This is a genomic window from Sphingomonas larreae, from assembly GCF_051400595.1.
Lineage (GTDB): Bacteria > Pseudomonadota > Alphaproteobacteria > Sphingomonadales > Sphingomonadaceae > Sphingomonas.
Genome location: NZ_JBLFFI010000003.1, coordinates 457003 through 482791 on the forward strand (window position 1 = coordinate 457003; position 25789 = coordinate 482791).

At 67.6% G+C, this 25789-nt stretch carries 20 protein-coding genes and 1 tRNA gene; 5 read left to right on the top strand and 16 right to left on the bottom strand.

Translation table 11 applies throughout. From position 1 onward, the window contains the following. Positions 1-10 precede the first annotated feature (10 nt). Together ACMGDM_RS13730 and ACMGDM_RS13735 are read right to left on the bottom strand one after the other, a co-directional pair. Positions 11-301, bottom strand: coding sequence for a DUF2218 domain-containing protein (locus tag ACMGDM_RS13730; RefSeq protein WP_436804668.1), 291 nt, complete (start codon positions 299-301; stop codon positions 11-13). Next, positions 298-915, bottom strand: coding sequence for a PadR family transcriptional regulator (locus ACMGDM_RS13735; RefSeq protein WP_436804669.1), 618 nt, complete (start codon positions 913-915; stop codon positions 298-300). Before ACMGDM_RS13735 ends, ACMGDM_RS13730 begins: the two co-directional genes overlap by 4 nt. A gap of 121 nt (positions 916-1036) precedes the next feature. Between ACMGDM_RS13735 and ACMGDM_RS13740 the strand changes: the two genes are divergently transcribed. The 4 genes from ACMGDM_RS13740 to ACMGDM_RS13755 all read left to right on the top strand — a co-directional run bounded on the left by ACMGDM_RS13740 (position 1037) and on the right by ACMGDM_RS13755 (position 4666). Next, positions 1037-2359: a replication-associated recombination protein A gene (locus tag ACMGDM_RS13740; protein ID WP_436804670.1), complete on the top strand. Its 1323-nt coding sequence runs from the start codon at positions 1037-1039 to the stop codon at positions 2357-2359. Further along, positions 2343-3710 carry a serine hydrolase domain-containing protein gene (locus ACMGDM_RS13745; protein ID WP_436804671.1) on the top strand — a complete coding sequence of 456 codons (1368 nt, stop codon included), beginning with the start codon at positions 2343-2345 and terminating at the stop codon, positions 3708-3710. Before ACMGDM_RS13740 ends, ACMGDM_RS13745 begins: the two co-directional genes overlap by 17 nt. Continuing rightward, on the top strand, positions 3707-4570 hold the full coding sequence (locus tag ACMGDM_RS13750; protein ID WP_436804672.1) for a hypothetical protein: 864 nt from the start codon (positions 3707-3709) through the stop codon (positions 4568-4570). The genes ACMGDM_RS13745 and ACMGDM_RS13750 overlap by 4 nt, the downstream gene beginning before the upstream one ends. A 20-nt stretch (positions 4571-4590) precedes the next feature. Then, positions 4591-4666: transfer RNA gene (locus ACMGDM_RS13755), tRNA-Thr, on the top strand. Between the two features lie 450 nt (positions 4667-5116). Here ACMGDM_RS13755 and ACMGDM_RS13760 read toward each other — a convergent pair. The 5 genes from ACMGDM_RS13760 to ACMGDM_RS13780 form a co-directional block, all read right to left on the bottom strand. Next, positions 5117-6967, bottom strand: coding sequence for a methyl-accepting chemotaxis protein (locus ACMGDM_RS13760; protein ID WP_436804673.1), 1851 nt, complete (start codon positions 6965-6967; stop codon positions 5117-5119). A gap of 1274 nt (positions 6968-8241) precedes the next feature. After that, the gene (locus ACMGDM_RS13765; RefSeq protein WP_436804674.1) at positions 8242-10071 is read right to left on the bottom strand and encodes a diguanylate cyclase; all 1830 of its coding nucleotides are present in this window, start codon (positions 10069-10071) and stop codon (positions 8242-8244) included. Positions 10072-10353: 282 nt separating this feature from the next. After that, positions 10354-11415: a PepSY-associated TM helix domain-containing protein gene (locus ACMGDM_RS13770; RefSeq protein ID WP_436804675.1), complete on the bottom strand. Its 1062-nt coding sequence runs from the start codon at positions 11413-11415 to the stop codon at positions 10354-10356. Further along, on the bottom strand, positions 11415-13544 hold the full coding sequence (locus tag ACMGDM_RS13775; RefSeq protein ID WP_436804676.1) for a TonB-dependent receptor: 2130 nt from the start codon (positions 13542-13544) through the stop codon (positions 11415-11417). Before ACMGDM_RS13775 ends, ACMGDM_RS13770 begins: the two co-directional genes overlap by 1 nt. Before the next feature lie 229 nt (positions 13545-13773). Next, the gene (locus ACMGDM_RS13780) at positions 13774-14151 is read right to left on the bottom strand and encodes a carboxymuconolactone decarboxylase family protein (protein ID WP_436804677.1); all 378 of its coding nucleotides are present in this window, start codon (positions 14149-14151) and stop codon (positions 13774-13776) included. Between the two features lie 368 nt (positions 14152-14519). Between ACMGDM_RS13780 and ACMGDM_RS13785 the strand changes: the two genes are divergently transcribed. Next, positions 14520-15086 carry a LysR substrate-binding domain-containing protein gene (locus tag ACMGDM_RS13785; RefSeq protein ID WP_436804678.1) on the top strand — a complete coding sequence of 189 codons (567 nt, stop codon included), beginning with the start codon at positions 14520-14522 and terminating at the stop codon, positions 15084-15086. Positions 15087-15229: 143 nt separating this feature from the next. On the opposite strand, the gene ACMGDM_RS13790 is transcribed toward ACMGDM_RS13785, so the two are convergent. The 9 genes from ACMGDM_RS13790 to ACMGDM_RS13830 form a co-directional block, all read right to left on the bottom strand. Then, positions 15230-16705, bottom strand: a complete 1476-nt coding sequence (locus ACMGDM_RS13790) for a TolC family protein (RefSeq protein ID WP_436804679.1) — start codon at positions 16703-16705, stop codon at positions 15230-15232. Continuing rightward, positions 16702-17775 (bottom strand): efflux RND transporter periplasmic adaptor subunit, encoded by a 1074-nt coding sequence (locus ACMGDM_RS13795; RefSeq protein ID WP_436804680.1) that lies wholly within the window; start codon positions 17773-17775, stop codon positions 16702-16704. Before ACMGDM_RS13795 ends, ACMGDM_RS13790 begins: the two co-directional genes overlap by 4 nt. Beyond that, positions 17759-19450, bottom strand: a complete 1692-nt coding sequence (locus ACMGDM_RS13800; RefSeq protein ID WP_436804681.1) for an ABC transporter transmembrane domain-containing protein — start codon at positions 19448-19450, stop codon at positions 17759-17761. The genes ACMGDM_RS13795 and ACMGDM_RS13800 overlap by 17 nt, the downstream gene beginning before the upstream one ends. Before the next feature lie 122 nt (positions 19451-19572). Then, entirely contained in the window at positions 19573-20892 is a 1320-nt protein-coding gene (locus tag ACMGDM_RS13805; protein ID WP_436804682.1) for a methyl-accepting chemotaxis protein, read from the bottom strand. A gap of 180 nt (positions 20893-21072) precedes the next feature. Continuing rightward, positions 21073-22089: an aldo/keto reductase gene (locus ACMGDM_RS13810; protein WP_436804683.1), complete on the bottom strand. Its 1017-nt coding sequence runs from the start codon at positions 22087-22089 to the stop codon at positions 21073-21075. Between the two features lie 28 nt (positions 22090-22117). Further along, a complete protein-coding gene (locus tag ACMGDM_RS13815; protein ID WP_436804684.1) occupies positions 22118-22867 on the bottom strand; it encodes an SDR family NAD(P)-dependent oxidoreductase in 750 nt (249 codons plus the stop codon). Continuing rightward, on the bottom strand, positions 22864-23445 hold the full coding sequence (locus ACMGDM_RS13820; protein WP_436804685.1) for a c-type cytochrome: 582 nt from the start codon (positions 23443-23445) through the stop codon (positions 22864-22866). The genes ACMGDM_RS13815 and ACMGDM_RS13820 overlap by 4 nt, the downstream gene beginning before the upstream one ends. Continuing rightward, positions 23432-24676, bottom strand: coding sequence for a sulfite dehydrogenase (gene soxC, locus ACMGDM_RS13825; protein WP_436804686.1), 1245 nt, complete (start codon positions 24674-24676; stop codon positions 23432-23434). The genes ACMGDM_RS13820 and soxC overlap by 14 nt, the downstream gene beginning before the upstream one ends. Continuing rightward, positions 24673-25779 carry an LLM class flavin-dependent oxidoreductase gene (locus tag ACMGDM_RS13830; RefSeq protein WP_436804687.1) on the bottom strand — a complete coding sequence of 369 codons (1107 nt, stop codon included), beginning with the start codon at positions 25777-25779 and terminating at the stop codon, positions 24673-24675. The genes soxC and ACMGDM_RS13830 overlap by 4 nt, the downstream gene beginning before the upstream one ends. Positions 25780-25789: the final 10 nt, after the last annotated feature.

Here is a 25789-nt window from a genome sequence, read left to right on the forward strand (position 1 = left end):
CCCTCCCTTCTCACCCCTGATGCCAATCGAAGGTCAGCGGTGCCTCCCGGAAGGCGAAGCGGTCGAGGTGGCTCGACACCACCTCGCGCATCCGTGCCACGTCTTCGCCCTCGGGGACGGTGAGCGCCACATCGAGCGTCTCGCTGTCGGCGCGCATCGCCAGTCGCGCGCCATTGGGAAAGTCGATCTCGCCCTCTTGCTCCGAGTAGCGGACCGTCATCTTGTGGCTCCAGTGCTTGGCGAGCTGCTGAAGGTAGCGGCTCGCCGAGTGCGTCGGCACGCGAGCGACCGAGACGCTCACTTCGCGCGCTCGATCTTCTGCGCCAGCTCGTCGATCAACGCGGCGATCTGGAACATCGCGTCCTCGTCCGCGCCCAAGTGGAGCCTGTTCTGCACAGCGTGGCGCAGATTGTGCAGTGCGCGCCGCACCGGCGCATGGTCCCCGCGCGCGCGCGCGGCGCCCAGCCCGGCGAGCCGCTCGAGCAGCGACGCGACCTGCGCCTCGTTCTCGACCAGATGCGCGCGACCCATGGCGGTCGCGGCGAAGCGCTTACGCGCGCCGTCGCTCGCCTGCTCTTCGATCTGCTCCATCTCGGCGAGCATCGACAGCGCCGGATAGACCACGCCCGGGCTCGGCGCATAGGCACCGCCGGTGAGGTCCTCGATCGCCTTGATCAGCTCGTATCCATGGCGCGGCGCGTCCGCGATCAGCTTCAGCAGCACCAGCCGCAGCTCGGCACCGTCGAACATGCGCCGCCGCCCGCCCCCGCGCGCGGCCTCGTCCAGCCGCGTTGCGAACTCTGCCGCGAAGCGGTCCCAGCCGCCGCGACCACCGCGCGGGCCGCAGCCGCGCGCAAAGCCGCGACCGCCGCCATGACCATGATCATGATCATGACCGTACATTTGTCCAAACATCATCGACTCCTTCAATCCGATGCGCTCAAGATATATCGTGAGAGCGCTGCGTCAAGATCTCTCACGATATATCTTCGGTAATCGAGATGACGAGCGACGTTGCCGCGCCTACATGACCGCGATGGCCGATCTGTTCGCCGGGCTTGACCCAGCCGCCCCCCCCGACCCGCCACCCGCGGCTGACGCGCCGCTCGCCGACCGCCTACGCCCCCGCGCGCTGGACGAGGTGGTCGGGCAGGATCATCTCACCGGCGCCGACGGCGCGATCGGTCGCATGGTCGCGGCGGGACGACTCTCGTCGATGATCCTGTGGGGGCCGCCGGGCACGGGCAAGACCACGATCGCGCGACTGCTCGCGCAGGCGGTGGGGCTGCGCTTCGCCGCGATCTCGGCGGTCTTCTCGGGCGTGGCCGACCTCAAGAAAGCATTCGCCGAGGCGCGCGACCATGCCCGGCTCGGACGACGCACGCTGCTCTTCGTTGACGAGATCCACCGCTTCAATCGCGCGCAGCAGGACGGCTTCCTGCCCTATGTCGAGGACGGCACGGTGACGCTGGTCGGCGCCACCACTGAGAACCCCTCCTTCGAGCTCAACGCCGCGCTGCTCAGCCGCGCGCAGGTGCTGATCCTCGACCGGCTCGACCGTGCTGCGCTGGAACAGCTGATCGCGCGCGCCGAGGTCGAGATCGGGCGCGCGCTTCCGCTCGAACCGTCGGCGCGCGACGCGCTGGTGGCGAGCGCCGACGGCGACGGCCGCTTCCTGCTCAACCAGGTCGAAACCTTGTTCTCGGTCGAGCTGCCCGCGCCGCTTGACCCGACCGGGCTGTCCAATTTCCTCCAGCGCCGCGTTGCGGTCTACGACAAGGATCGGGAAGGCCATTACAATCTCATCAGCGCGCTGCATAAATCGATCCGCGGCTCGGATCCGCAGGCAGCACTCTATTATCTCGCGCGGATGCTCACCGCGGGGGAAGAGCCGTTTTATCTATTGCGGCGGCTGACTCGCGCCGCGGTCGAGGACATCGGGCTCGCCGACCCGCAGGCGCTGGCGCAATGCCTCGCCGCCAAGGAGGCCTATGACTTTCTCGGCTCGCCGGAAGGAGAGCTCGCGATCGCGCAGGCCTGCGTCTATCTCGCCACCGCGCCCAAATCGAACGCGGTCTATGCTGCGCAGAAAGCCGCATGGAAGGTGGCGCGCGAGACCGGCTCGCTGATGCCTCCTGCCAATATCCTCAACGCACCGACCAAGCTGATGAAGCAGATCGGCTATGGCGCGAACTATGAATATGACCACGACAGCGAGGGCGGCTTCTCCGGCGCGAATTACTGGCCCGCCGAGCTGCCGCCGCAGCGCTTCTACGCGCCCACCGACCGCGGCTACGAGAAGCGCGTTGCCGAGCGGCTCGCCTGGTGGGATGAACGACGGCATGCGGAACCCGACTAAACTCCTGATTCTCTTTCCTCTCCTCGTCTCCGCCCCGGTCGCGGCGCAGTCGCCGCAGTCAGTCCGCGTCGATGACCATCAGCGTTACGCCCGCGCGATCGCCGCCGGATACAAGGCGTCCTATCTGTGCGACGGCGTCTTCACCGCCGGACGTTCCGAGCGGCAGGTGGAAGCGCTCGAGCTCCGCGGCATCTATCCGGAATATGACGGGATCGTGTCCACTCTTGCCGCGCGGATCGACCGCGTCGCGCGTGAGGTCACCGTGGCGTTCGATCCCGCGCTGCCGCCGCGGCGCGCCACCTGGGCGGCGGGTGCGGGCTGCACACTCGCCCCGATCGGCGCCGCGGCCGCGCCGCGCCCGGCCGCCGCAGGGCTGCCTCGCGCGCCGGAGCCCGACCCACGGCGCTGGCCGCTTGGCGACGCCGGCGTGGCACCGCGACCGGGAGCCGCGCTCACCGCCGTGGTCGCACGCGCGGCGGAGGGCGGCTATGGTCGCGGCACCGAGACCGTCGGCATTGTGGTGCTGCGCGACGGCCAGATCGTCGCCGAGCGCTATCGCGACGGTTTCGGGCCGTTCGTGCCCAATCGTACCTGGTCGGTGGCGAAGAGCATCACGGGTACGCTCGTCGGGCTGAGCGGGATCGACCCGGCACGCCCCGCGACCGTGCCAGAGTGGCGACGCGCCGGCGATCCGCGCGCGCGGATCACGCTTGACCAGCTCTTGCGGATGAGCTCGGGGCTGCACAGCGACACCGCGGGCAATCGTACCGACGCGCTTTACTTCGGCGGCACCGCGGTGACCGAGCAGGCGACCGGCTGGCCGCTGTCGTCGCGCCCGGGCACCCACTTCCGCTACGCCAACAACGACATCCTGCTCGCGACCCGGGCGCTGCGAGCCTCGCTTGGCGACGCGCGCTATCGGGCATTGCCGCAGCGCCTGTTCACCCCGCTTGGCATGCGTCACACCGTCGTGGAATCGGATTGGCAGGGCAATTACCTGCTCTCGAGCGCGGTATGGACTACCGCGCGCGATCTCGCGCGGCTCGGGCAATTCTGGCTGCAGGACGGCGTCTGGCAAGGCCGTCGTCTGCTCCCGGCCGGCTGGATGCGCTACATGACGACATCACGCGCGCCGCAGCCCGACCGCGACGAGGGCTATGGCGCGTCGATCTGGCTGTTCGGTGCGGCGCAGGGGCTGCCGGCGGGAAGCTATTCGGCGCAGGGCAATCGCGGGCAATATGTGATGGTGGTGCCGTCCGAGCGACTGGTGGTCGTGCGCCGCGGCGAGGATCCGACCGGTGCGAGATTTGACGTAGCGCGCTTCACCGCGGATGTGATCGCGGCGCGGTGAGCGCGCCCGCGCCCGATCGCTTCACCGAGTTCGTCGCGATCGACTGGTCGGGCGCGCGCGGGCATCGTCACCGCGGGATCGCGGTGGCGCGTTGTGATCTCGGCGCCGCCGCTCCCACGCTGGTCGAGCCGCCCGGGCGCGAATGGTCGCGCCAGGCAGTGCTCGAATGGCTGCTGGCGCAGCGCGACCGCGCGATGCTGGTCGGCTTCGACTTCAGCTTCTCGGCACCGTTTCTCGCCCGCGGCGCGCACCTTCCGGGCGAGACCGACACCCCCGATGCGCGCGCGCTGTGGCACTATGTCGACGCGGCGAGCGACGACGCTGATCTTGGCGCCGCCTCGTTCTTGGAAGCGCGGCGCGGACGGCATTTCTATCTCGGCGCCGCGGACGGGGCGAAGCGCGACTTCCTGCATTGGCGCGCGTGTGAGATCGCGCATGACGGGTCCACCAAGCCCTCGACTGTTTATGACGCGATCGGCGCGGCACAGGTCGCCAAGGCGAGCTTCGCGGGCATGCGGCTGCTGCATCGGCTCGACGGCAAGGTGGCGGTATGGCCGTTCGACGCGGTTCCTCCGCGCGGCGCGCTGGTGGTCGAAATCTACACCACCATTGCCGCTCGCGCCGCCGGAGTGCGCAGGGGCCGCAGTAAGCTGCGCGATGCGGCGGCGCTCGACGCGGCGCTCGCGGCACTCGGCAGCGCGCCCCACGCGCCGCTGCCGCGTTTCGACGATCACGCCACCGACGCGATTCTCGCTGCTGCGTGGCTGCGCGCGCGCGTTGGGGACGCGGCGTTGTGGCATCCGCAGGGGCTCACGACGGCGGTGGCGCAGACGGAGGGCTGGACGTTCGGCGTCGGCTGACGCATGAGAGCCGCCGGCGCGCCGGTTTAGCTCAGCTGGTAGAGCAGCGGTTTTGTAAACCGAAGGTCGCGGGTTCGATCCCTGCAACCGGCACCACCCCTCCCCTTTTCACGGCACCCCTTCCGCCGGCGAATCGGTGGGATTGAGCTTCGCGCGCTTCGGCGTCTGTAGTGGAGCAAGGACGAGCAGCTTCTCCTTGCCCGCTAAGCCGCACTTCACTTCTTACCGCCACGTCTTAAGCCTGCACGGCGACACGCCGCCTCGCGCAGGACGACCTATTCCAAGAACTATCGCGCTCGTGCGCTCAAAGACTCCTCATTATCATTGTAAGTGGCCGGGGACGTGATCACCTGAGCTCTGTGATTAGCTTAGCGATTACGCGGCGGTCCTGGCACTCGCTGCTCTTATACCACCGTGACGTAGAACGCGCGCCCTCAACGCGGCTTCGTTCGCCAGTCCCGTCTGCTCAATGCGATGATTGATCGACCTAAGGCCCTTCTCGCAGCGCTTCACCGCGAAAAGGTGGTTGCTCCGGCATCTTTTACCTCAAAAGCTGGACCAGTCTTCCTGCGTCATCGCCGGTGCCGCATGGGCGCGGTTTGCGCGCGCACTCGCCGCGATGCGGGCACCCACCTGAGCGGCCTTGTCCTGCAGCACATGAACCGGGGACGCGGCGCGGCTGACGCGCGACTCGTTCGCCAGTTTGAAGCGTGCCACCTGGCGAGACATATTTTCCGTCTCCTCCGCAAGGCTGCGCGCGGCCGCGGTCGCCTCTTCCACCATCGCCGCGTTCTGCTGCGTAACGCCATCCATCTCCGAGACCGCTGTGTTGACTTGCTGCAAGCCGATCGCCTGCTGCTCAGCGGCCGCCGCGATATCGGACACCAGCGTGCTGATCTCGCCAATCCGTCCCGAGATCCGGCCCAGCGCGTCGCCCGTCTGCCCGACCAGTGCCACGCCGACGTCGACCTGCTCGGTCGAGGCAGTGATCTTGGCCTTCACGTCCTTCGCCGCCTCGGCGGAACGCTGCGCGAGCGCGCGGACCTCGCTGGCAACGACCGCGAAGCCCTTGCCCGCGTCACCGGCCCGTGCAGCTTCGACACCGGCATTGAGCGCCAGCAGGTTGGTCTGGAACGCGATCCCGTCGATCACCGCGATGATGTCGCTGATCTCACCGGACGAACGTTCGATGTCCGTCATCGCCGCGACGGCGCGCTGCACCACGTCCGCCGACTCCATCGCGTCCGCGCGAGCCTCCTGCACAACCCCGTTCGCGCGGACGGCATTGCCCGCAGTCTCGCGCACAGTCGTCGTGATCTGATGCATCGCCGCGGCGGTTTCCTCGAGGCTCGCGGCCTGCTGCTCAGTTCGCCGGGACAGATCGTCGGACGCCTGGCGGATGTCGCCCGCGCCGTTGGCAATCCCTGCCGCACTGGCGTTCACCGACGAGAGCGTTGCCGAGACAGCGTCCATCGCGGCGTTGAAGTCCCCCTTCAGCTTGGCGAAGGGCCCCTCCAGATTTGCGTCGATCCGCGCCGTGAGATTGCCCTCCGCAAGCGCAGAGAGGCCGGTGCCGACGCTCTCGACGATGAGGCTGGTCTGCTCCTGCTTCGCCCGCTCGGCAGCGATCAACTGATCGCGCAGCAGCGTCACCGAGCCGGCGAGCTTGCCCACCTCGTCGCGGCGATCGCTCTGCCCCAGCGCGACCTCGAGCTTGCCGCGTGCCATCTCGCCGATCGCGAGGTTCAGGTCGCGCAGCGGTCGGGAGACGAGCTTGACCATCGCGAACAAGGTCATCAGGATAACGCCGAGCGCAACGGCAACGGCGACAGCAATGCCCAGCTTGGAACTCGCAAAGTCCTCGGCAGCCGCGCTCTTTGCGCCGCTCTCCTGCTTCTGGAAAAGCGATCGCAGCCCCGCGATCTCGCTGGCAAGCCGCTCGCTATCGGTGCGGATGCTCAGAAGCGTCTGCGATGCAGCCGCGTCTTCGCCGCGCCTCGACAGATCGAGCGCCACATCATCGCGGTGGATGATCGTCGGCAGGATCGTCTCGATCCGCGCCGTGGCGGCCTTGGCCTCTGGAGCGGCCACCAGCGTGGCCAGGTGGCGACTCGCCTCGATGGTGTTTCGGCGCGCCTGCGTCACTGCCTGATCGGCAGCGCTCAGCTGATCCGGTGAAGCGGAAATATGGCGGTACAAGGCGGTGCGGTACGCGGCGAAGTTGGCCTCAAGCTGGCCGAGAGCGACCGCCTTGGGGAGGCGATTGTCGGCGAAAGCGCTCACATTATCGTTCATCGTTGAGAGCTTCGTCAGCGCCAAGCCGCTGAGGCCTGAGACAATCAGCATGCAGCAGCCGAATGCCACGAGAAGCTTGTTCAATAACGAGAGGTTCTTCATCCGAAATCGCCCATGGAATGTGCAACGAGATCGGCAATCCGAGGTGACGCCCGGCAGCTTATCGCAACGTCTAGCTCATAGTCAGGAGAGACATTGACGTAAGATAGTCTGCTGAGCCGTTTGGCAGCCTGAAAGGCGCCTTCTTACCCCCGGAGCCAAAATCAACACCTAACAGCTAGCCCCATCTCCTTACCACAAGATGAGCAATCGGTTTGCACTCCCTTTAAAATGCAAAACCTAGATCAAACGACCATGCCAGTTGCGTTCACTTCGCAGCTCTCTGAGCAATATGCTCTACTCGCCGAGCAACTTGCACAGCATATGTTAGCTGCCCGCCGGATCGTTCCTCCCTCCCGCTATGCCTGAACTGAAACCCGTTGCCCCCCCGCCTCCGAGTGGTCCTCCACTTGCGCGGCGTGCTTCGACCGAAAGGCTCTGCGATAGCGGGCAGTGTAGCTTCTCCGCGTACCACTCACGACGAGAGCCCTGATGCTGTGCCCTGTCTTGTTGGGCGTTACATGACCGGTTGCGACGTCGACGGTGGGACACTGTCTATCGGTCACGTTCGTCAGGTCGCGGACGATTGCGCCCGTGCGGTCGCGCTCGATAGGGGCGTCCAGCAGCAAGTCCGCACCCCCGGTCTCTGGTGATCACCCGTAGGCACGTGTATTCCACGCATCCCGCGCCAGCAGCTCGGCCAGACCGGCTTCCGGCAGCGGCACGCCGAAGCGTCAACCATCAAGTTCACAAGCAGGCGGCTCAGCACTTCGGCGCGGTCGTGATCAAGCAGCGGTGGCGCGCGTCGCTAACCGTCACGCGACCGTCCGCGTCGCGCGGCAGCGGCGTGCCAGAATTTCACCTGGCAGGGTCGGCCCGCCGACAAGCTCGGAACCGATGGGTGGAACGAGAGGTGCTCGGGCCGGATCGGCTTGGGCCGCCGCTACCGGCGCATCTCATCGATCAGACGCTCGGCCTCTTGCCTCGATCGAAAGACGATGTCGACCCACCGCCCCTCGTCAGGCAAGTAAAGACCCCATTGCTCCTTACCATCGGAGGACGGCCGACGTGCGGCAACATAGCGGAAATCGGTAGACACATGAGCTACTTAGCTCGGCGTTTTGCTCATGACAGCTGAGATAGATTCTCAAGATGGGACGGCCGCTCGAGTCGTTTAGGACGACCACGCGCAACTCGCCTGGCTTTGGTGTCGCTGGCGGACGGTGCGGACCTTGTTGATGCACCCTCGTCTCGCGACGTTACTCAGCGAAACATCGTCACGCGGCAAGACGCTCCGCAATGATGGCGCGGTCTCGGCCTTGGCGCTTGGCGCGATACAGCGCGGCGTCAGCGCTGGCGATCAGTGGTGCGTTGTCGCGCCCCAGCTCGGCGCTCCATTCGCTCACGCCGAACGACAGGCTGATCGTGCCGAGCGCGCGCGAGCCCTGCCGCGCGCGCAGCTCGGAAAGCGCCGCGCGCAGCCGCTCGATCCGCGGCAGCAAGGCCGCGGCGGACGCACCCGGCGCGATGATCGCGAACTCCTCGCCGCCGTATCGGCAAGCAACGTCACCGTCGCGGAAATGGTCGCGCATCGCCGCACCGACCAGCTGCAACACGGTGTCGCCCGCGTCGTGGCCGAACTCGTCATTGAAGCTCTTGAAGTGATCGACGTCGCACATGACGAAGGCGAGCGGCGTGCCGGCGCGCGCGGCGCGTGCGATCTCGAGTTTGAGCGCCTCCTCCATGTAGCGCCGGTTGTTCAGCCCCGTCAGTGCGTCGCGAACGGTCTGTTCCTTCAGGTCGCGTTGCAGGCGATGGTTGACGAGCGCAGAGGCGATGTTCTCGCCGAGCGCGGTGAGCCGGAACGCCTCCTCGACGCCTATCACGCCCTGGAGGAACAACAGACCGATCACCTCACCGCCGGCGAGCAGCGGCTCGCAGCGATAGGCGCCCGCCTCTGCCGCTGCGTGACGGCAGGCGACCTCGCCGCCGTCGCCGAGGATGACATGGCTCTGGCCGAGCCGCAGCGCCCAGCATTCGTCCGGACCGAAGCTCTCGGGCAGCGCTCCGCCCGCGCCCCAGCCGGCGAGCCGGACGAGCAGGTTGCGCGAATTGTTATGCGCATAGAGCGCGCCGGCGACGCCAGGCAACACCTGCGGCACGAAGCAGTCGATGATCTGGGCGAGCTCGGCGTCGGTGCGCGCCGCCTGCAGCCGGTGCGCCATGTCGCCCAGCCGCGCGATCACGTGCCCGCGCGTCTCGAGCGCACCGCGCTGGGCGAGCAGGTCGGCATTGGCCGCCTGAAGCCGCGCGTCGGTGGCGCGCTGCTCTCCCAGCACCTCGTCGAGCCGCTCGGCCATTCGGTTGTACCCGGCGGCAAGCCGGTCAAACTCGAGCGAGCCCGTGCGCGTCTCTAGCCGCTCGTCACCGTGGCCGGCGCCCAGCGCCTCCATCGCGGTGAGCACGCGGCGGAGCGGGCGGCGCACTCCGAACGCAACCGTAGCCACCAGCAGAGCAAGCAATGCGGCGATGATCGGACCGCCGATGATCGCAGCGCGCTTCGTCGCGGCGAGCCGCGTTGCAGCCTCCGCCGCTCGCTGCGCAAGCAAGTCGCGCTCGCGCTGGAGCAGCACGCCCGCGCGCCGGTCGACCTCCGCCATCAGCTCGCGCCCCTGCCCGTCCGCGACCATGCGGGCCGCCGCGACGAAGTCTCCGCGTCGCCCAAGCGCCAGCGGTGCACGTAGCACGGCGACACGCCGGGCGACCGCCTCGCGCAGCGCCACCGCGCGTTCGTGCTGGAGCACATTGTCGCTGGTGAGCCGCTCGAGCCGATTGAACTGACGCGCCGCGTCGGCGAGCCGCTGGTCGACCGTGTCGGCGAAGCGCTCGTCGCGGGTCAGCAGGAAGCCGCGCTGGCCCGACTCGGCCTCGCGCAGCTCGGACACAGCTTCGTCGAGGCAGACAATTGCCTGCTGCGAGTGGGTCACCCAGGCGACGCTCTCGCGCGTCTCCATCGATGTTTGCAACAGCAGCGCGACAAGGCAGGCCAGCGCGATGGCGATGACGCCGCCCAGGGCCGTGACGCGAGAGATCAGCGAGGGGAACACGGCAGTCGATCCGGATAATGGTTACTCCGCACCGGGGTAGCCGGATCATGCTTTTCAGATCGTTAAGGTAATCACGTGCGGCACATCCGACTGGCCCGGCTCGCTGGCGCGCTCGTCGCCTGCTGACGGTGGCGCCCGCCCCCGTTTGCGCGGCGTCGGCGCCGTGCGGAGTCACGATGATGACATCGCACATTCTTTGTCGAAAACTCGTGGATGATGACGTCCGCAAATCGTGACAAGCGACGCATGATGATGACAGGTATGCAGCAGGCCGACGAAGGGTCAGCGAAGTTGCTGTTTCCTGCGCTTCGCCTGGCCGATGCTCCACTGCGTGCGCCAGAACCCGTAAACCGCTAGGCTGCCGAGCAGCGCGAGTGCGATGCCGGACATGCTCATCGCCAGCTTCCACGGCAAGCCGCCGCTCTTCGCGGCATGGACGGGATAGAGCTTCTCCCGGATGGCTGCTGCAGCGCCGCCCGCCGCCGGATCGGCGCGGCCGATGATCGCCAGCGTGGACGGATCGGCATAGACGAATGTGCGCCCGTTCGGCGTCCATTCGAACGATTGGCGAAGTCGCAGCACCAAGGGCGCGCCTGCCTTGCGCGGCCATTGCAGCCGGCGTGCTTCGGCATCCGGAAACATGCTGGCGGCCTTGACGAACAAAGGCGTCGGGTCAGGGTGAGCGCTGCCTGTTGGGACTGGGGCAAGCTTCGGCGGTTGTGGACGAGCTTCTGAAAGGAGCGGGCCACCCAGCGCCGGGAAGACCATCAGCGTTCCCGTGATCAGCGACGTGATCAGCAGCGGGGAGGTCACGATCCCCAGGTCGCGATGGTGATGGACGATGGCGCCCGGCTTCATCGTCGCGGGCCACAGCCGAAGGCGAAAGCGCTTGCGCGTTCGCCACCACAGGATGATCCCCGTGGCCACGAACAGCAGCCCGACCAGTCCGGCCACCCCCGTGACGGCTTCGCCTACGTCGCCGATCAAGAGCCGGTGGTGTAAGTCGAACAGCCACAGCTCCGGCCGCTGCCACGGAGAGGACCAGCGTGCGACCGTCTCACCAGCCTGGCTCAGATACGCACCGCTGCCGTCCGCGAAGACGACCTGATGGACGCCCAGACCGTCACCGGCAAAGGTGATGCGATCGATCGGCTGTGGACCGTTCGCCAGCGCAGCCGCGATCCGCGCCAGTGCCGCGGAATCGGCATGGACGGGATCGCCGGCGTGGGCCACGAACGTCAGATCGTTTCGCCATACAAGCAGCGTGCCCGTGAGCCCGAGCACCGCCAGCAACACGCCACCGATCGCACCGACCCAGCGATGAAGCAGTGACAGCGTGCGCATCAGAATCCAGCTTGCCAGCTCAGCGTAACATTGCGGCCCCGCCCGGTGTAGAAGCGAGCATTGTCGGTAGGGCCCTGCGTATCGCTATAGTAAGTGACGTAATCGGTGTTTCCCAGATTCTGGACGCTCAGCATGACCCGGCCGACTGGCAGCTCGTAGGCGACATAGGCGTCGAACAGACGATAGCCGACGAAATCATTGGCAATCGGCTGCCCCTCGAAGCGGCGCGACAGATACCACCGTCCCTGCGCACGCGCGCTGAAACGGCCGCTGCTGTAATCGAGGTTGAGGTTCAGACGATCGGGCGAGACGTTGGCCCCGTCGAGGTCGGCGTCGAGCGTGCCGTCGGCGTTGGTGTCCGTTCGACCGGTGACATGGCTGTAGCCGGTTCCGATCCGCAGACCGGGCAAAGGCATGCGCACATCGAGGTTGAGTTCCAGCCCTTCGATATCGACCGGTTGACGGTTAACGTTGAAGATGCCGTCGTCATTGCGGACCAGCACCTGACCCGCGTCGCTCGATGACCAGTAATAAGTGGCGCTGGCCACGAGCGGCCCTTGCGTCACCTCGACGCCCACTTCGCGGTTGTTGGAGATGACGGGCGTCAGATCCAGAAAATCGTCGATCCGCACGTCTGGCTGGCTGATCGCGCGCAGCACCCGGCCGATGTCGGCGATCGTATATCCTTCCGCATAGCTGCCATAAGCGCGAATACCCTTCATCGGCTCAAGCACCACGCCGCCGTTCCACAGCGCTCGCTCGAACGCCGGCTTGCCGCCAATGACGAAGCGGGAGCCGGACGTCGCCAATGTCGTATAATCGGGCACGTCGAGCTGAACGTTCTCGTATCGCACCCCACCCGCGAGACGGACGATGCCGTCAAACAGCTTAAGGTTGGTCTGACCGAACGGAGCGAGGCTGCGAAAATCGGTCTGCGGCACCCAGGTTCGACCCGTCTGCACCAATGTCTGTGCGGTGCGGTCGAACAGCACGTCGAAGCCCGCGGTGAGTGTCAGCGCCTCGAGACCCGGAACGGCGCGCTCGTAGCTTACCTTTCCACCCAGCTTGCGCGAGATGTTGCGTGACTGGTCGAACAGCGCGCCGACCGGCGCGATGCGCGCATCCTGGAACGTGGCGAGGATGCCGCCCGCGAACGTGTCGCTGGTACGGTTGTAGAAACCCTGCAACGCGAATGCCCCGCCCGCCAGGTCGCCGTCCGTCAGCGATGCTGACACCATCTGCGCAACGCCGGTAGAGGGCTGTCCCGGCGTTTCGCCGCGCCGGGTCGTTGCGGGGAGGCCGCCCACGCGGCTGCCGTCCACCGGCACGTAATGGTTGTTGCCCTGCAGCCGGAAGCGGTTGGCGATGACTTCGAAGCGGGCGGTATCGGACAGGTCGACGCCGACACGACCGAAGAAGGACAGCGTATCGGTGTCCTGTATCTCGCTCTGATTGCCGTCATAGCCGACGCGCCTTCCGCGTCCGTCGAGGAACACTCCCCGGCGTTCGAAGGCGACGCCCGCCGTGGCGTCCAACCGTCCGCTGCGAAGATTGACGAGACCGGCCACCTTGCCGCCCAGCGAAGCACCAGAGAAATCGTCACCGGCGTTGCCCTGGACAAGCGTGCGCCCGCTCCAACCCTCCTCCTTGGGCGCGCGGACCGTGACCTGATTCACCACCCCGCCCGTCGCCCCGATCCCCTGCAGCGCGTTGGAGCCGTAGATGACCTCGACACGGTCGATGAAGAAGGGATCGATGGTATAGCCGTCGCGTGCACCGTCACGGATCGGCGTGGTCTGCGGAATACCGTTGATCGCGTAGAGCGGTGAGCGCCCCCGCAGCGTTTCGCCGACGCCCGTGATCTTCTCCCGCGTCGGCGAGAAGGCTGGCAGCAGCGCAGAGACTGCATCGACCACCGATCCCGACACGGTGACCTGACGCGACAGGGTCTCGCGATCGATCACATCCACGGTCAGCGGCAAGGCGCTGGCAGGCAGAGTGGTGCGCGCGGCCGACACGACGATGTCCTCGCCGCTATTCGATGATTCGCCACCATCCCGTGCTTCCTGCGCGCTTGCGCCGGTAACCCAGATGACGGTTGCCGCAACAGCGCCGAGTACGAGCTTCATATCGGTCCCCCTTTCGGCACCGGATACTAGCCCAGCCGCTTAGCTGCAAGCGTGTCGCAGTAGCGATAATCCACCCGGTGTTGGACTGGTTCGAATAGATGAGAGGAGGGAGTCGACGATCGGGTCGCCATCCACGCGCCAGATCGCTTCGCGATCGACACATGCCAGCGTTGCTTCGGCATCCCCTGCACCGAAGGCCGCGAGGTACCGCTCCACGATCGATAGCGCTTCAGTCATGGCGCGCCTCTATGACTGAACGCAGAGCCGCGATCGCGTTGAGCGAGGCTGGAAAGCCCGCGTACAGGGCCATTTGGATGATGATTTCGACGATCTCGGCCCTGGTCGCACCGACATTGAGGGCTGCGGTCAGATGCACTTCCAATTGCGGTCGAGCATTGCCCATGACCGTGAGGGCGGCGACGGTCGCCAACTCGCGTGTCCGCAGGTCTAACCCAGGCCGGCTATAAACATCGCCGAACCCAAATTCGATGATGTAGCGCCCTAGGTCCGGGGCCAGCTCGGCCAGGCCCGCGATCACCGCATCGCCGGCTGCACCGTCGATTTCCGCCAGCCGCGCGATGCCACGCGCATACCGATCATCCGTCATGTAGCGTCTCCTCGGTCACAAGATGATGGAGCGGACGTCGCCCAGGAATGGACGATGATGGAGGTGGGTTTTCCGGTTATGGAAGGTTGTGGACTGGGACGATCTTCGATGCTTCATGGCCGTCGCGCGAGGCGGCGGGCTTAGCAGCGCCGCTCGCGATCTGGGCATCAGCCCGCAAACTGCCGGCCGCCGCATCGCGGCGCTGGAAGCGTCTCGGCGTTCCGTTGTTCGTCCGCCATCACAGCGGGTACCGATTGACCGACGATGGCCGCGCCATGCTCGGCGACGCGGAAGACGTCGAACAGACGATGCACCGCCTTCGCGAGAATGTTGCGGCGAGGGGCGGCGACGTGGCGGGCGTGGTGCGAATGGCTGCACCGGAGACGTTGGCCACGAACCTCCTCGTGCCAGCACTACGCCCGTTGCTGGATCGCTACCCGGCCCTGAGGCTGGACCTGGTAACCGGCGTCGACACCATCGGGATCGCGAAAGAAGAAGCCGATATTGCCCTTCGGCTCGTGCGCCCGGAAAAGGGCGCGCTGACGATCCGGAAGGCTGGCCGCATGGCTCACGCGCTCTACGCGGCATCCGCGACCGTTAGAGATCGTGACCGCCCCCGTTTGATCGGGTGGAGCAGCGCCTACGATCTACCCGCGCGGCGCTGGCTTCGACAGCATTTCGGTCGTGAACCGGATATCCTGATCAACAGCCTTGCCGGGCAGCGCGCCGCGATCGAGGCCGGCATCGGCGTCGGTATGCTGCCCTGCTTCCTGGGTGACGGCCTGACGGAGATCGAGTCCCAAGTGCGCCTGGTCGAGCCGCTATGGCTGATCGCGCATGCCACCGAGACCATCAGCACACGGGCGAGATTGGTCTATGATGAAGTCGCGAGCATCATCGCGGCGAATGCCGCGATTTTGTCGCCCGATGTATAGCGCGACAGCGTCTTTAATATCCCGATCGACAGGCGTGCGCGCCCGTTAGCGGCATGTTGCCACCGGCGATCGCTTACAAATTCGTGCGGAAGTCACCTTCGTTCCGCTACATGTCGCTGCCGATCGAGCGACGTGTTCGCCGCTCAGGGAGTGAGGCCTAGCGCCGCGCGATCGGCAGTGGCGGCGGCGAGTTCGGCCCGCGCGGCAGCAATGCGCACCTGCGCATCGACCAGCCGGATGCGCGCGTCGGTGGCGGTCTCCTCGCGCTGATTGACCAGAAAAAAGTCACTCGAGCCAAGCTCGAAACGCCGTCGTTCTGCCGCCGCGAGCCGTTCCGCCAGCTCGCGTTCCTGCTCGGCAATGCGCGCGAGTTGTTCGGCGGCGCTAACGCCGATGACGATCCCCTTGACCTCGATCGCGATCTGGTCGCGCAAGAAGCGACCGCGCGCCTCAAGCGCGTCGATCTCGGCGCGCGCCTCGGCGACGCGCCCGCGCGCGGCACGATTTTGCAGCGGCAACGCGAAGCGCACCCCCACCGCGCTCTCCAGCGGCGTGCGCGAGCGGCCGCCCAAGCCCTCCGGCCCGACGTCCTTTCCCAGCTCGCCACGCAGGTCCAACCGGGGGCGCAGCTCGTTCTGCGCCAGCGCCAGCTTCGCCGCCCCCTGATCAACCCGGGCGAGCAGCGCCTGGAGGTCGGGGCGGCGTTGCGTCACGTCGGCGACGGCGGTTGACGACACGCCCGCGAGCACGTCGCGGCCAGACGGCAGCCGCTCGGCGCCGACCAGCAGCGGGAGCCCCGCGGCATCGCGATAATAGAGCGACAGCGTGTTGGCGGCCGCGGCGAAATCCGCTTCGGCGCGCACCGCCAGGGCGCGGCGGCGCACCAGGTTCTGATCATTCTCGGCAAGGAGGATTTCGGGTCGTGCGCCGAGCTGAACCTGCCGGCTCAAACCGACACGGCGGCTCTCTGAAAGGGCAAGCAGGTCGCGATAGGCGGTGAGGCGCAGGCCGACGGCGACCCAGTTCTGATAGGCATCCACCGCGCGCCGCTGCACGCCGATCGCGACCGCCTCGCGCTCGAAGCGCGCGATGTCGACGTCACTCGCGGCCAGTGTGCGGCGCGTGCGGCGGTCGTCGACGAGGCGATCGCGCAGCAGCGAGTACAGCGCGCCCACCTTCAGCTCGCCTAGCCGGTTGGTGTAATTCTCGTCCTCGTAGATCGGAAAGCTGCCGCGGCTGACACGATAGCCGCCGTAGACGTAACCGCCATTATCGGTGAAGGGGCGCGTGGCGCGGCCCGCGACCACGCTGCCGTCATAATAGCCGAGCGTCCGCGATCGCGCGTCTACCTCGAACACCGTGTCGAACGCGCCGTCAGCGGTCAGCGCACGACCGGCCGCGACCCGTTCGCGTGCGAGCGCCTCGACAATCTGCGGTGCGGCGCGGGCCGACGCGCGGAGCACCTCGTCGAGCGTCAGCGGCGCCGCGGTCGGAGCGCTTGCGGCAGGAGACGCCGGTGCCGCTTGCGGTGCGCGCACCGGAGCGGGTGCGGCGGGAAGCCGCGGCGCAAGCAACAGCGCGCCGAGCGCGGCGAGGGATAGCAGGCGCCGCTGCGTCATTTCGGCTTGCCCGCCTTGGCCGCCACCTTGTCCTCGTCCTCGGCGGCCTTCGCGCCCTTGGCCGCAGCCTGGCCGAACTCGAGCGGGAAGTCGTTGAGCTGGCGCCACAGCTCATAGCCGACCGACACCGTCTCACCCTGCACCCAGCCTTGCACCTTGCCGCCGAGCCGGACGAAACGGCGGTTCGGCCAGGCAGGCTTGCCCGGAGCGGGCTCCACCAGCACCCGGAACAGACCCTCTTCGTTCGCGGTCGCATCGATGGTGCGAACGCGCCCGTCGAAGAAGCCGTAGGCGATCGAGGGCCAGCCGCTGAACTGGATCGCCGGCCAGCCCTCGAACTCCAGCCGCACCGGCCGGCCCGGACGGATCAGGGGCACGTCGCGGCCGTCGATCAACAGCTCCACCGCGCGCTCGACCCGCTCCGGTGCGATCACCAGCAGCACAGTGCCTGCGGAGACCAGCGCGCCGCTCGCCGCGGCGTTGATGTTCTGCACGCGACCGTCGCGCGGCGCGCGCACCAGCTGCGCCGACTGGCGGTTCAGCTGCACGTCGATCCGGTTGAGCTTGGCGCGTGACTCGGCGAGCTTCGCGGCGGCGTCGGCCACCTTGATCTGCGCCTGCTCATAGTCGCGCCGCGCCGCCAGCCCCTCGGCCAGCAGCTGGCGGGTGCGGCCCACGTCGATCCCGGCGACCGCCTGCGCTTGACGCACCGCGGCGATCTCGGCCTCCACCTGCGCGCGCTCCGCCGCCAGGCGGGACAGCAGGTTGGGATCGAGGTCGACGACGCGCGCGATCATGTCGCCGCGGTTTACGTGCTGGCCGTCGGTCACGTACCAGCGCTCGACGCGGCCTGGGACGAGCGCGGTGACGCCGAGCGCGCGGTCGCTCGGATCGAGCGCGACCACCTGCCCGCGGCCTTGCGCCGTCTGCAACCAGGGCACAAAGAGCAGCAGCGCGGCAGCCGCGGCGATACCGATCACGACCAGCCACGCGAGCGCCACGCCCACGCGCGGCGGCCGGATCGCCGCGAGCGTGTGAAAATGCGCGAGATGCTCAGGCCGTGACGACATGATTATCCTCCCGCTCGGCCGCGGCGCGCAACGTCACGAGACTGTCGCAGCGTCGTTGCGTCTCCGTCCCGAGATACATCCAGCCGTCGAGTTGCAGGTCTTCGGGCCGCCCGGTGCAGAGCAGCACCGTGGTGCCCCGTGCCCGCAGTTTGCCGAGCACCGCGGCGAGCCGCTGTGGTGCGATCAGATCGACCAACTGGCCGAGCAGCAGCAGGCGCGGGCCGACCAGCAGCGCGTTGGCGAGTTTGAGGGCGATCGTCTCGCCCACACTCAGTGGATAGCCCGACGACGCGAGCAACGTGTCCAGCCCGTGCGGCAGTGTCGCGATGCGGCGCTCGAGCCCTACCGCGGCGAGTGCTGCCATCGCGTCGCGCCCGGCGTTCTCGCCGGACGCGAGCCGCAGATACTCGCGCACGGTGACGGTGACGATCGTCGGCTGGTCGATCACCAGCACGTCGGAGCGGAGATGATACATGTCGAGATCGCCGAGATCGGCGCCGCCGATGCGGATAAGCCCGCGATCCGGCAGGACGTGACGTTTCAGCAGCAGGGCGAGCCGCTGCTCGACGCCGGGCTCGGCGATCGCGACCACCTGCTCGCCCGGAGCCAGGGTCAGGTCGAAGCGCGCGCCGTCCAGCACCACGTCGGTCATGGTGAGCCCGCCGTCTTGCAGCCCCTGTTCGCCGCGCACCAGCCGCTCCTGCGGGATGGCGAACAGGAGCGACAATTCCTCCGCGCTCGCCGCCAGATCGTAGAAGGTGTCGAGATACCAGCCCAGCTGCGACACGCCGTAGAACACGCCGGACAGGATCAGCTCGGCGGCGACCAACTGCCCCAGCGACAATTGCCCGCGCAGGATCAGGTTGCCGCCGAGTAGCAGAAGCGCCGCGCCCGCCACCGCGTAGATGAGCAGGAACGCCACCGTCTGCGCGAAACTGTAGCGGAAGTAGCGGCGGTGCGCGCCGACATAGGTGGCGGTGACGGCCTCCGACCGGTCCATCGCGAAGTCGAGGTGGCGGGCGGACTTGTAGAAGCCGTTGGAGCCACCGACGCTCTCGAGCCAGCGCGCCGCATCATGCTTGGCGTGGCTCAGTCTCACCGCCGAGGTGATCGCACCGCGCTGCCATACCAGCCACACCAGCAGCACCGCCAGCACCAGCACCGCGTTGAAGGCGAGGAAGAAGGGATGGTAGAAGCTGGTGATCGTCAGCCCCACGACGGCTTGAAGCACGATGGTGAAGGCGCCGATGACGAGGCTGGGCACCGATTTCTGCACCACGACGAGATCAAAATAGCGATTGAACAGGTCGCCGCGGTTGGCGTCGGCAAAAAACGGGTTCTGCGCGTGAACCGCGCGCACTGTCACCTCCGCGACCACGCGCGCGAACACGCGGCGTTCGAAGGCAGCCATCACCCAGACGCGCATGGCGCTGAGCCCAGCCACCATCAGCAGCAGCACCAGCAGCACGCCGGAGAGCGCCCATAAAGGCGCCGGCATCGCTGTATTGGCGACGCTGTTGATCAGCAGCTGGACGGAGATCGGCGTCGCCAGCGACAGCAAGCTGATCGCGACGGTATAGACCATCCCCAGCCGCACGAAGGCAGCGTCTGGTCCCACGATCTCGGAAAGCCAAGCAGCTGCGGCACGAAAGCCGAGGCGTTCCGTCGTCGCCATGCAGTTTCCCCCTCAAAACCGTGGCCGGATTAACCCCGGTTGACCGGCCAAAGCAATTGTCTGCCGAAAACTTAGGGGCTTAGCGCCAGAAGTTTCGGCGGCGACAGTTCCGGCTCAAGCCGTCAGGCAGCGTTGCGGCGATGAACCTCCGGCGCCGCTTGCACAGCGCCGCTGAGTCGGAAGCGGGCGACATGTGCGGCCAGATGGGACGCCTCACCGGCAAGGTCGCGGGCGGCGGCCGTCGCCTGTTCCACCATTGCGGCATTGCGCTGCGTGACGCTGTCCATCTCGGACACGGCGGTGTTGACCTGCTCAAGACCGACCGACTGCTGCTTCGCCGACGACGCAATCCTGGCCACGCGCGAGCTCACCTCGGCGACACGCGCGAGGATACGCTCCAGCGCCTCGCCCGTTTCGCTCACCAAGCGCACCCCAGACTCGACCTGCTCGCCCGAGGCATCGATCTTGGTCTTGACGTCCTTCGCCGCCTCCGCGGAGCGCAGCGCGAGCGCGCGTACCTCGCTGGCCACCACCGCAAAGCCCTTGCCCGCCTCGCCTGCGCGCGCCGCCTCGACGCCGGCATTGAGGGCGAGCAAGTTGGTCTGAAAAGCGATTCCGTCGATCACGCTGATGATGTCGCCGATTTCCGCGGAAGCGCGTTCGATTCCGCTCATCGCCTGAATGGCGCGCCCCACCACGCCGCTCGATCGCTGTGCCTCGTCGCGCGCCTGGCTCGCCGCCGCGTCGGCTTGGACCGCGCCTTCCGCGGTGTCGCGTACCGTCGTGGTGATCTGCACCATCGCGGCGGCGGTCTCCTCAAGGCTGGCGGCCTGCTGCTCGATCCGCATCGAGAGGTCGTCCGACGCCTGCCTGATATCGGCGGCGCCATCGTTGATGCCGGCGCTCGTCCCGGCGACCAGCGCCAGCGTCGCTTCCACCGCCCCCATCGCGCGATTGAAGTCGGTCCGTAACTGCTCGTAATCGGACGCAAAAGGCGCATCGATCCGATGGCTCAGATCATTCGCGGCGAGGCGCTCCAGCCCCTCACCGAGCGCCTCGACAACCTGGATCTGGCTCCCGGACGCGGCCGCCAGCGCTTCGCCGTTGCGCCGGAAGATGGCCATCGCGCGTGCCATCCGACCGACGCAGTCCTTGAAGTCGGCATAGTCGATCGGCGTCGTATAGTCGCCTTGGGCGAGGCCCTCCATCCGCACCACCGTTGAGACATAGGGGTCGCAGATCAGCTTGCGCGCGCCTAGCGTCAGCGCGCCGATCAGCAAGAGCGCCACCATCGCCACCCAGGTGAGAACGGCGCCCTGGTCCGGACTGACCGCGGCAGCAGCGGTGGTGGCGACCGGCACGGCACCCAGCGCGATATAGAGATAAAACAGCGTCAGGAACTTCGTCCTGATCGGTGCGTCGCCTTGGAACCAGCGGATCATGTTTGTCGCCCGTCGCTGCCTTCACGTGTCCCGCAGGCATGACAGACAATCGCTAACGCCGCCCTAAGCCTAAACTGCGCGTCAGGTGCTTCCGCTATCTTCACCAATACGTCCGCTCGGGGCTACGTCCGGCACTACACATGATCGTTCACGCTTGACGCTCCTGGTGCCCTCGTGCGGCTATCTGGTCGCCGGAATGCGGCCCTCGACCGGGTGGCCCGGATCGTTGAAGCCGTGGGTGGAGGCGTGGCCGGTCGTGACGAGCCCGTCGATCAGCGCCTCGTCCTCGGCTGAGAACTGTACGTCGAGCGCGTCGATGTAGCTGTCCCAGTGCGCTTCGGTGCGCGGACCGGTGATGGCGCTGGTAACAAGCCGGTTGTTGAGCACCCAGGCGATCGCGAAGGCGGTGGGCGTGATACCCCGCGCGCGGGCGTGCTCGGCGATACGAGCGGCGAGCGCGACCGACTCGGGGCGCCACTCGGTTTCCAGAATGCGTTTGTCGCCGCGACCTGCGCGGGTATCGGCGGATGGTGCGCTGTTCGGGTCGTATTTGCCCGTGAGCACGCCGCGCGCGAGCGGGCTGTAACTGACATTGCCGAGGCCGTAAAAGGCGGCCGCCGGCAGTTGCTCCACCTCCGCCACGCGATTGACGATGTTGTAGAGCGGCTGACTCGCGATCGGCCGGTCGATCCCGAGCTGGTCGGCAAGGTGCGACACTTCGGCGATCCTCCAGGCGCGGAAGTTCGACACGCCGAAATAGCGCAGCTTCCCCGCGCGGATCAGGTCGCCGATCGCGCGCACCGCCTCGCCGAGCGGCGCGTCGAACACGGCGCGGTGAAAGTAGATCAGGTCGATATAGTCCGTACCGAGCCGGCGCAGGCTGTCCTCGACCGCGCGCACGATCCATTTGCGCGATTGTCCGCTGCCGTTCGGGCCGGCAGCCATCGGGTTGGAGAATTTGGTCGCGACGATCCAGTCGTCGCGGTCGGCCTTGATGCCGCTGCCGACCACCACCTCGGACTGGCCGCCGTTGTACACGTCTGCGGTGTCGATGAAGTTGATCCCCTGCTCGCGCGCCTTGGCGATGATGCGGTGCGAGGTGGCCTCGTCGGTCTGCCCGCCGAACATCATGGTACCGAGCGTGAGCTGCGGCACCTTGATGCCGGAGCGTCCGAGATAGCGATAATCGACAGGCATGGTGCTTCTTTCTCTGGAACAGCGAGAATCAGGCGCGCGCCACCTGGAAACCCGCGAAGGATTGGCTGACCGGCATCAGCTCGAGGCGGTTGATGTTGAGATGCGGCGGCAGCGTCGCGATCCACAGCACCGTGGCGGCGATGTCCTCCGCGGTCATCGGATCTGCCCCGCCGTAAAGCGTGTCGGAGGCGGCTTGATCGCCGCCGGTGCGGACAAGCGTGAACTCGGTTTCGACCATGCCGGGATCGATCGCGCTGACGCGGACGCCGGTACCGTGGAGATCGGAGCGCAGGTTAAGCGTGAACTGCTGCACAAACGCCTTGGTGCCGCCATATACGTTGCCGCCGGAATAGGGATAGGTGCCGGCGACCGACGCGATGTTGACGATGCCGCCGCGCCGCTCGATCAGGCGTGGGAGGAGCCGATGCGTGACCGTGACGAGCGCGGTGACGTTGGTGTCGATCATCGTGCGCCACTGCTCGAGGTCGGCGCGCTGCGCCGGCGCCGTGCCGAGTGCGAGGCCGGCGTTGTTGACCAGAAGGTCGATGCCGCGAAAGCTTTCGGGCAGCGCCTCGAGCGCCGCGTCGAGCGCGGTCTGATCGGTGACGTCGAACACGGCGGTGTGGATACGCCCGTCATGCTCGGCAGCCAGCCGCTCGAGCCGGTCGGCGCGGCGGCCGGTGGCGATCACCTGCCAGCCCGCACCCACCAGCGCGCGCGCGGTGGCCTCGCCGATACCGGACGTGGCTCCGGTCACGATCGCAGTCTTCACAGTCATTTCTCCTCTTGGCGGGTCACGCGGTCGATATTGCCGTCGAAGTCGCGCGCTTCGAGGCTGACGAAGCCGTTGCGGTTCGGCATCGTCACGCGTGACAACGCCGCGGCATCCATTCGGGTGTCGGCGGGAACGATGCCGTCGAGCGAGAGCAGGTAGGCGGTAAGCCCGTACACTTCGTCGTTGGTCAGCGATTGCGGCGCGGTGAGCGGCATCGCACGGCGAATATAGTCGAACAGCGTCGGCGCATATGGCCAGTAGCTGGTCACCGAACGGATCGGCTTGGGCGAGGCAAGCGTGCCGATGCCGCCGGTCAGCCGACCCGCGGGTCCGCCGGTACCCGCCTCGCCGTGGCACGCGACGCACTTGGCGGCGAAGGTGACGCGCCCGTTCGCCACCGTGCCCGCGCCCGGCGGCAGACCGGTGCCATCGGAGAGGACGGAGATGTCAAGGCGGCGCACGACCTCGGCCGGCGCGGGCCGACCGAGGTGCGGGGTTGCGCCCGCGGCATCGTCGCCGCGGCTGCACCCGGCGATGATCGACAGCGCGGCGAGCAGCAGCGCGGGCTCACGCATAGACATGCGTGATCCCGCCGCTGGGATCGACGGCCCAGCTCTGGACGGCGTTGCCGTGATAGCGCTGGCCCGGCGCGTAGTGCGTGAGCCAGGCGGTGCGTGTCGGCTGAACCGCACCGGTCTCGTCGGTGGCACGGCTCATCAGCGTCGCCGGCGCGCCGCTCCAGCGCCACGGGATGCGCCACGCGGTGAGCGCCTGCGGCAGCGCGGGCCCATCAAGCGTGGCATCGGCCCAGCTCCTGCCGCCGTCCGCCGACACCGCCACGCCGCGCACGCGCCCTCGCCCCGACCAGGCGAGCCCGCTGATCGTGGTGACGCCCGGCGCCTGCAGATCGTGGCCGAACGACGGGCGCAGGATGATCGACTTGACGCCCATGCGAAGCGAGAAGGCATCGGCCGTTCCGTCGGCGCGCAGGTCGGTATATTTGGCCGTCTCGTCGCGCGAGAAGGCGGGTGCGGCGAGCAGGCGGAGCCGGCGCAGCCACTTGACCGAGGCATTACCCTCCACCCCGGGCAGCAACAGCCGCATCGGATAGCCCTGCTCGGGGCGCAGCGCCTCGCCGTTCTGACGCAAGGCGATCATGGCTTCGTTGCGCAACGAGAGCGGGATGCTGCGCGTCGGCGCCGCGGCGTCGGCGCCCTCGGCCTGCACCCAGCGGGCGGAGGGATCCACGCCTGCCTCGTCGAGCAGGGTCGACAGCAGCACGCCGCTCCATTCTGCGCAGGAGAGCAGCCCGTTGATCCGGCCGGCGCTCGCCTGTTCCGGCTCGGGCGCGGCGATGGTGGCGCTGTTGCCCGAACATTCGATAAACAGGGTTCGCGTGTGGAACGGGTAGCGCAGCAGGTCCTCGTAGCGAAACAGCAGGGGCTGGCGAACGAGACCGTGCACGAGCAGCTCGTGCTTATCGGCATCGATCGCGGGCACGCCGTTATGATGACGCTCGAAATGCAGCGAAGACGGTGTGATCGTCCCTGTCAGCAGATCGAGCGGCGTGCGCGACGAGCCGCTGCCGGCGAAGGGAAGACCGGGGACGATCCGCGCGAGCCCGTCGCCCCTGCCGCCGAGCGAGAGCGGCGCACCCGGCGTCAGCATCCATGCGGGCGCGCGCGCGTCGAAACCGGCCGCGCCGCTCAGCAGCGCGCCCGCCGAAGCCGCGCCCGCGGCCAGCAAGGCACGACGGTGAAGCAGACCGCCGCCCGCCACCACCTCTTCATGCGCCACCGATGCGCCGGTCACGCGGCCTGATGGGCGGCAAGGGCCGGCTCCGCGACGACGTCGCGCAGCAGCGGGAGCAGCTGGTCGCCCTGGCGCCGGATCTCGGCCAGGTAAGGCGTGTCGGAAAGGATGAAGCTGTTGATCCCCAGGTCGCGATACTTGCGCAGCGACGCCGCGACGTCCGCGGCCGAGCCGACCAGCCATGTCGTGCCCGCCCCGCCCGCGCCGTAACGGCCAGGAGCGGTGTAGAGGTTGTCGTCGAGTACCTCGCCGCGGGCGTGGAGATCGAGCAGACGCTGCTGCCCGACCGCGTTGAAGGCGCGGTGCTGGTCGATCTTGCCCTGGCGCGCGGCCATGTCGTCCACCTTCGCCTCGGCATCGGCCCAGGCCTGTTCGGTGGTGTCGCGCACCAGCGTGGTGATGCGCAGCCCGAACTCGAGCGGCGGCAGGTCGCGGTCGAGCTCGCGGCTGAGGCGCTTCAGCCGCGCGATCCGCTCGGCCACGTCGGCGAGCGGTTCGCCCCAGAAAAGCTGGACGTCCGCCTCGGTCGCCGCGACGCGCTCGGCGGCCGCGGAGGCGCCGCCAAAGTAGAGCCGCGGGTGGCGGCGTTCGCCGCGCGGCGTGATGCGCGGGACAACGGTGGAGTTCGCGACGTGGAAATGCTCGCTCTCGAAGCTCACGTCGGTCTCGGTCCATAGCCGGCGCACGAGCCGCATGAAGCTCTTGGTGCGGCCGTAGCGATGCGCCTGATCGCCCTCGCTGTCGCCGTAGGCGGCAAGATTGTCCTGGCCCGAGACGATGTTGACGCGCACGCGCCCGCCACTCAGCTCGTCGAGCGTCGCCGCCGCGGAGGCGAAATTGGCCGGGCGCCAATAGCCGGGGCGGATCGCGATGAGCGGCTCGAACGTGGTCGTGCGCGCGGCGAGCGCCGCGGCGACGGTAAAGGTGTCGGGCCGCCCCCAACCGGTGCCGATCAGCGCGCCCTGCCAACCATGCTCCTCGAGCGCGCGCGCGTGCGTGGTCAGCGTCTCGAGCCCCGATGGGTCCGCGTTGCTCACGTCGCCGCGATGGCCGCCCTCGACCTGGTTGGGGATGTACCAGAGAAATTCGGAGGAGTTCGTCATGGGAGTCTCC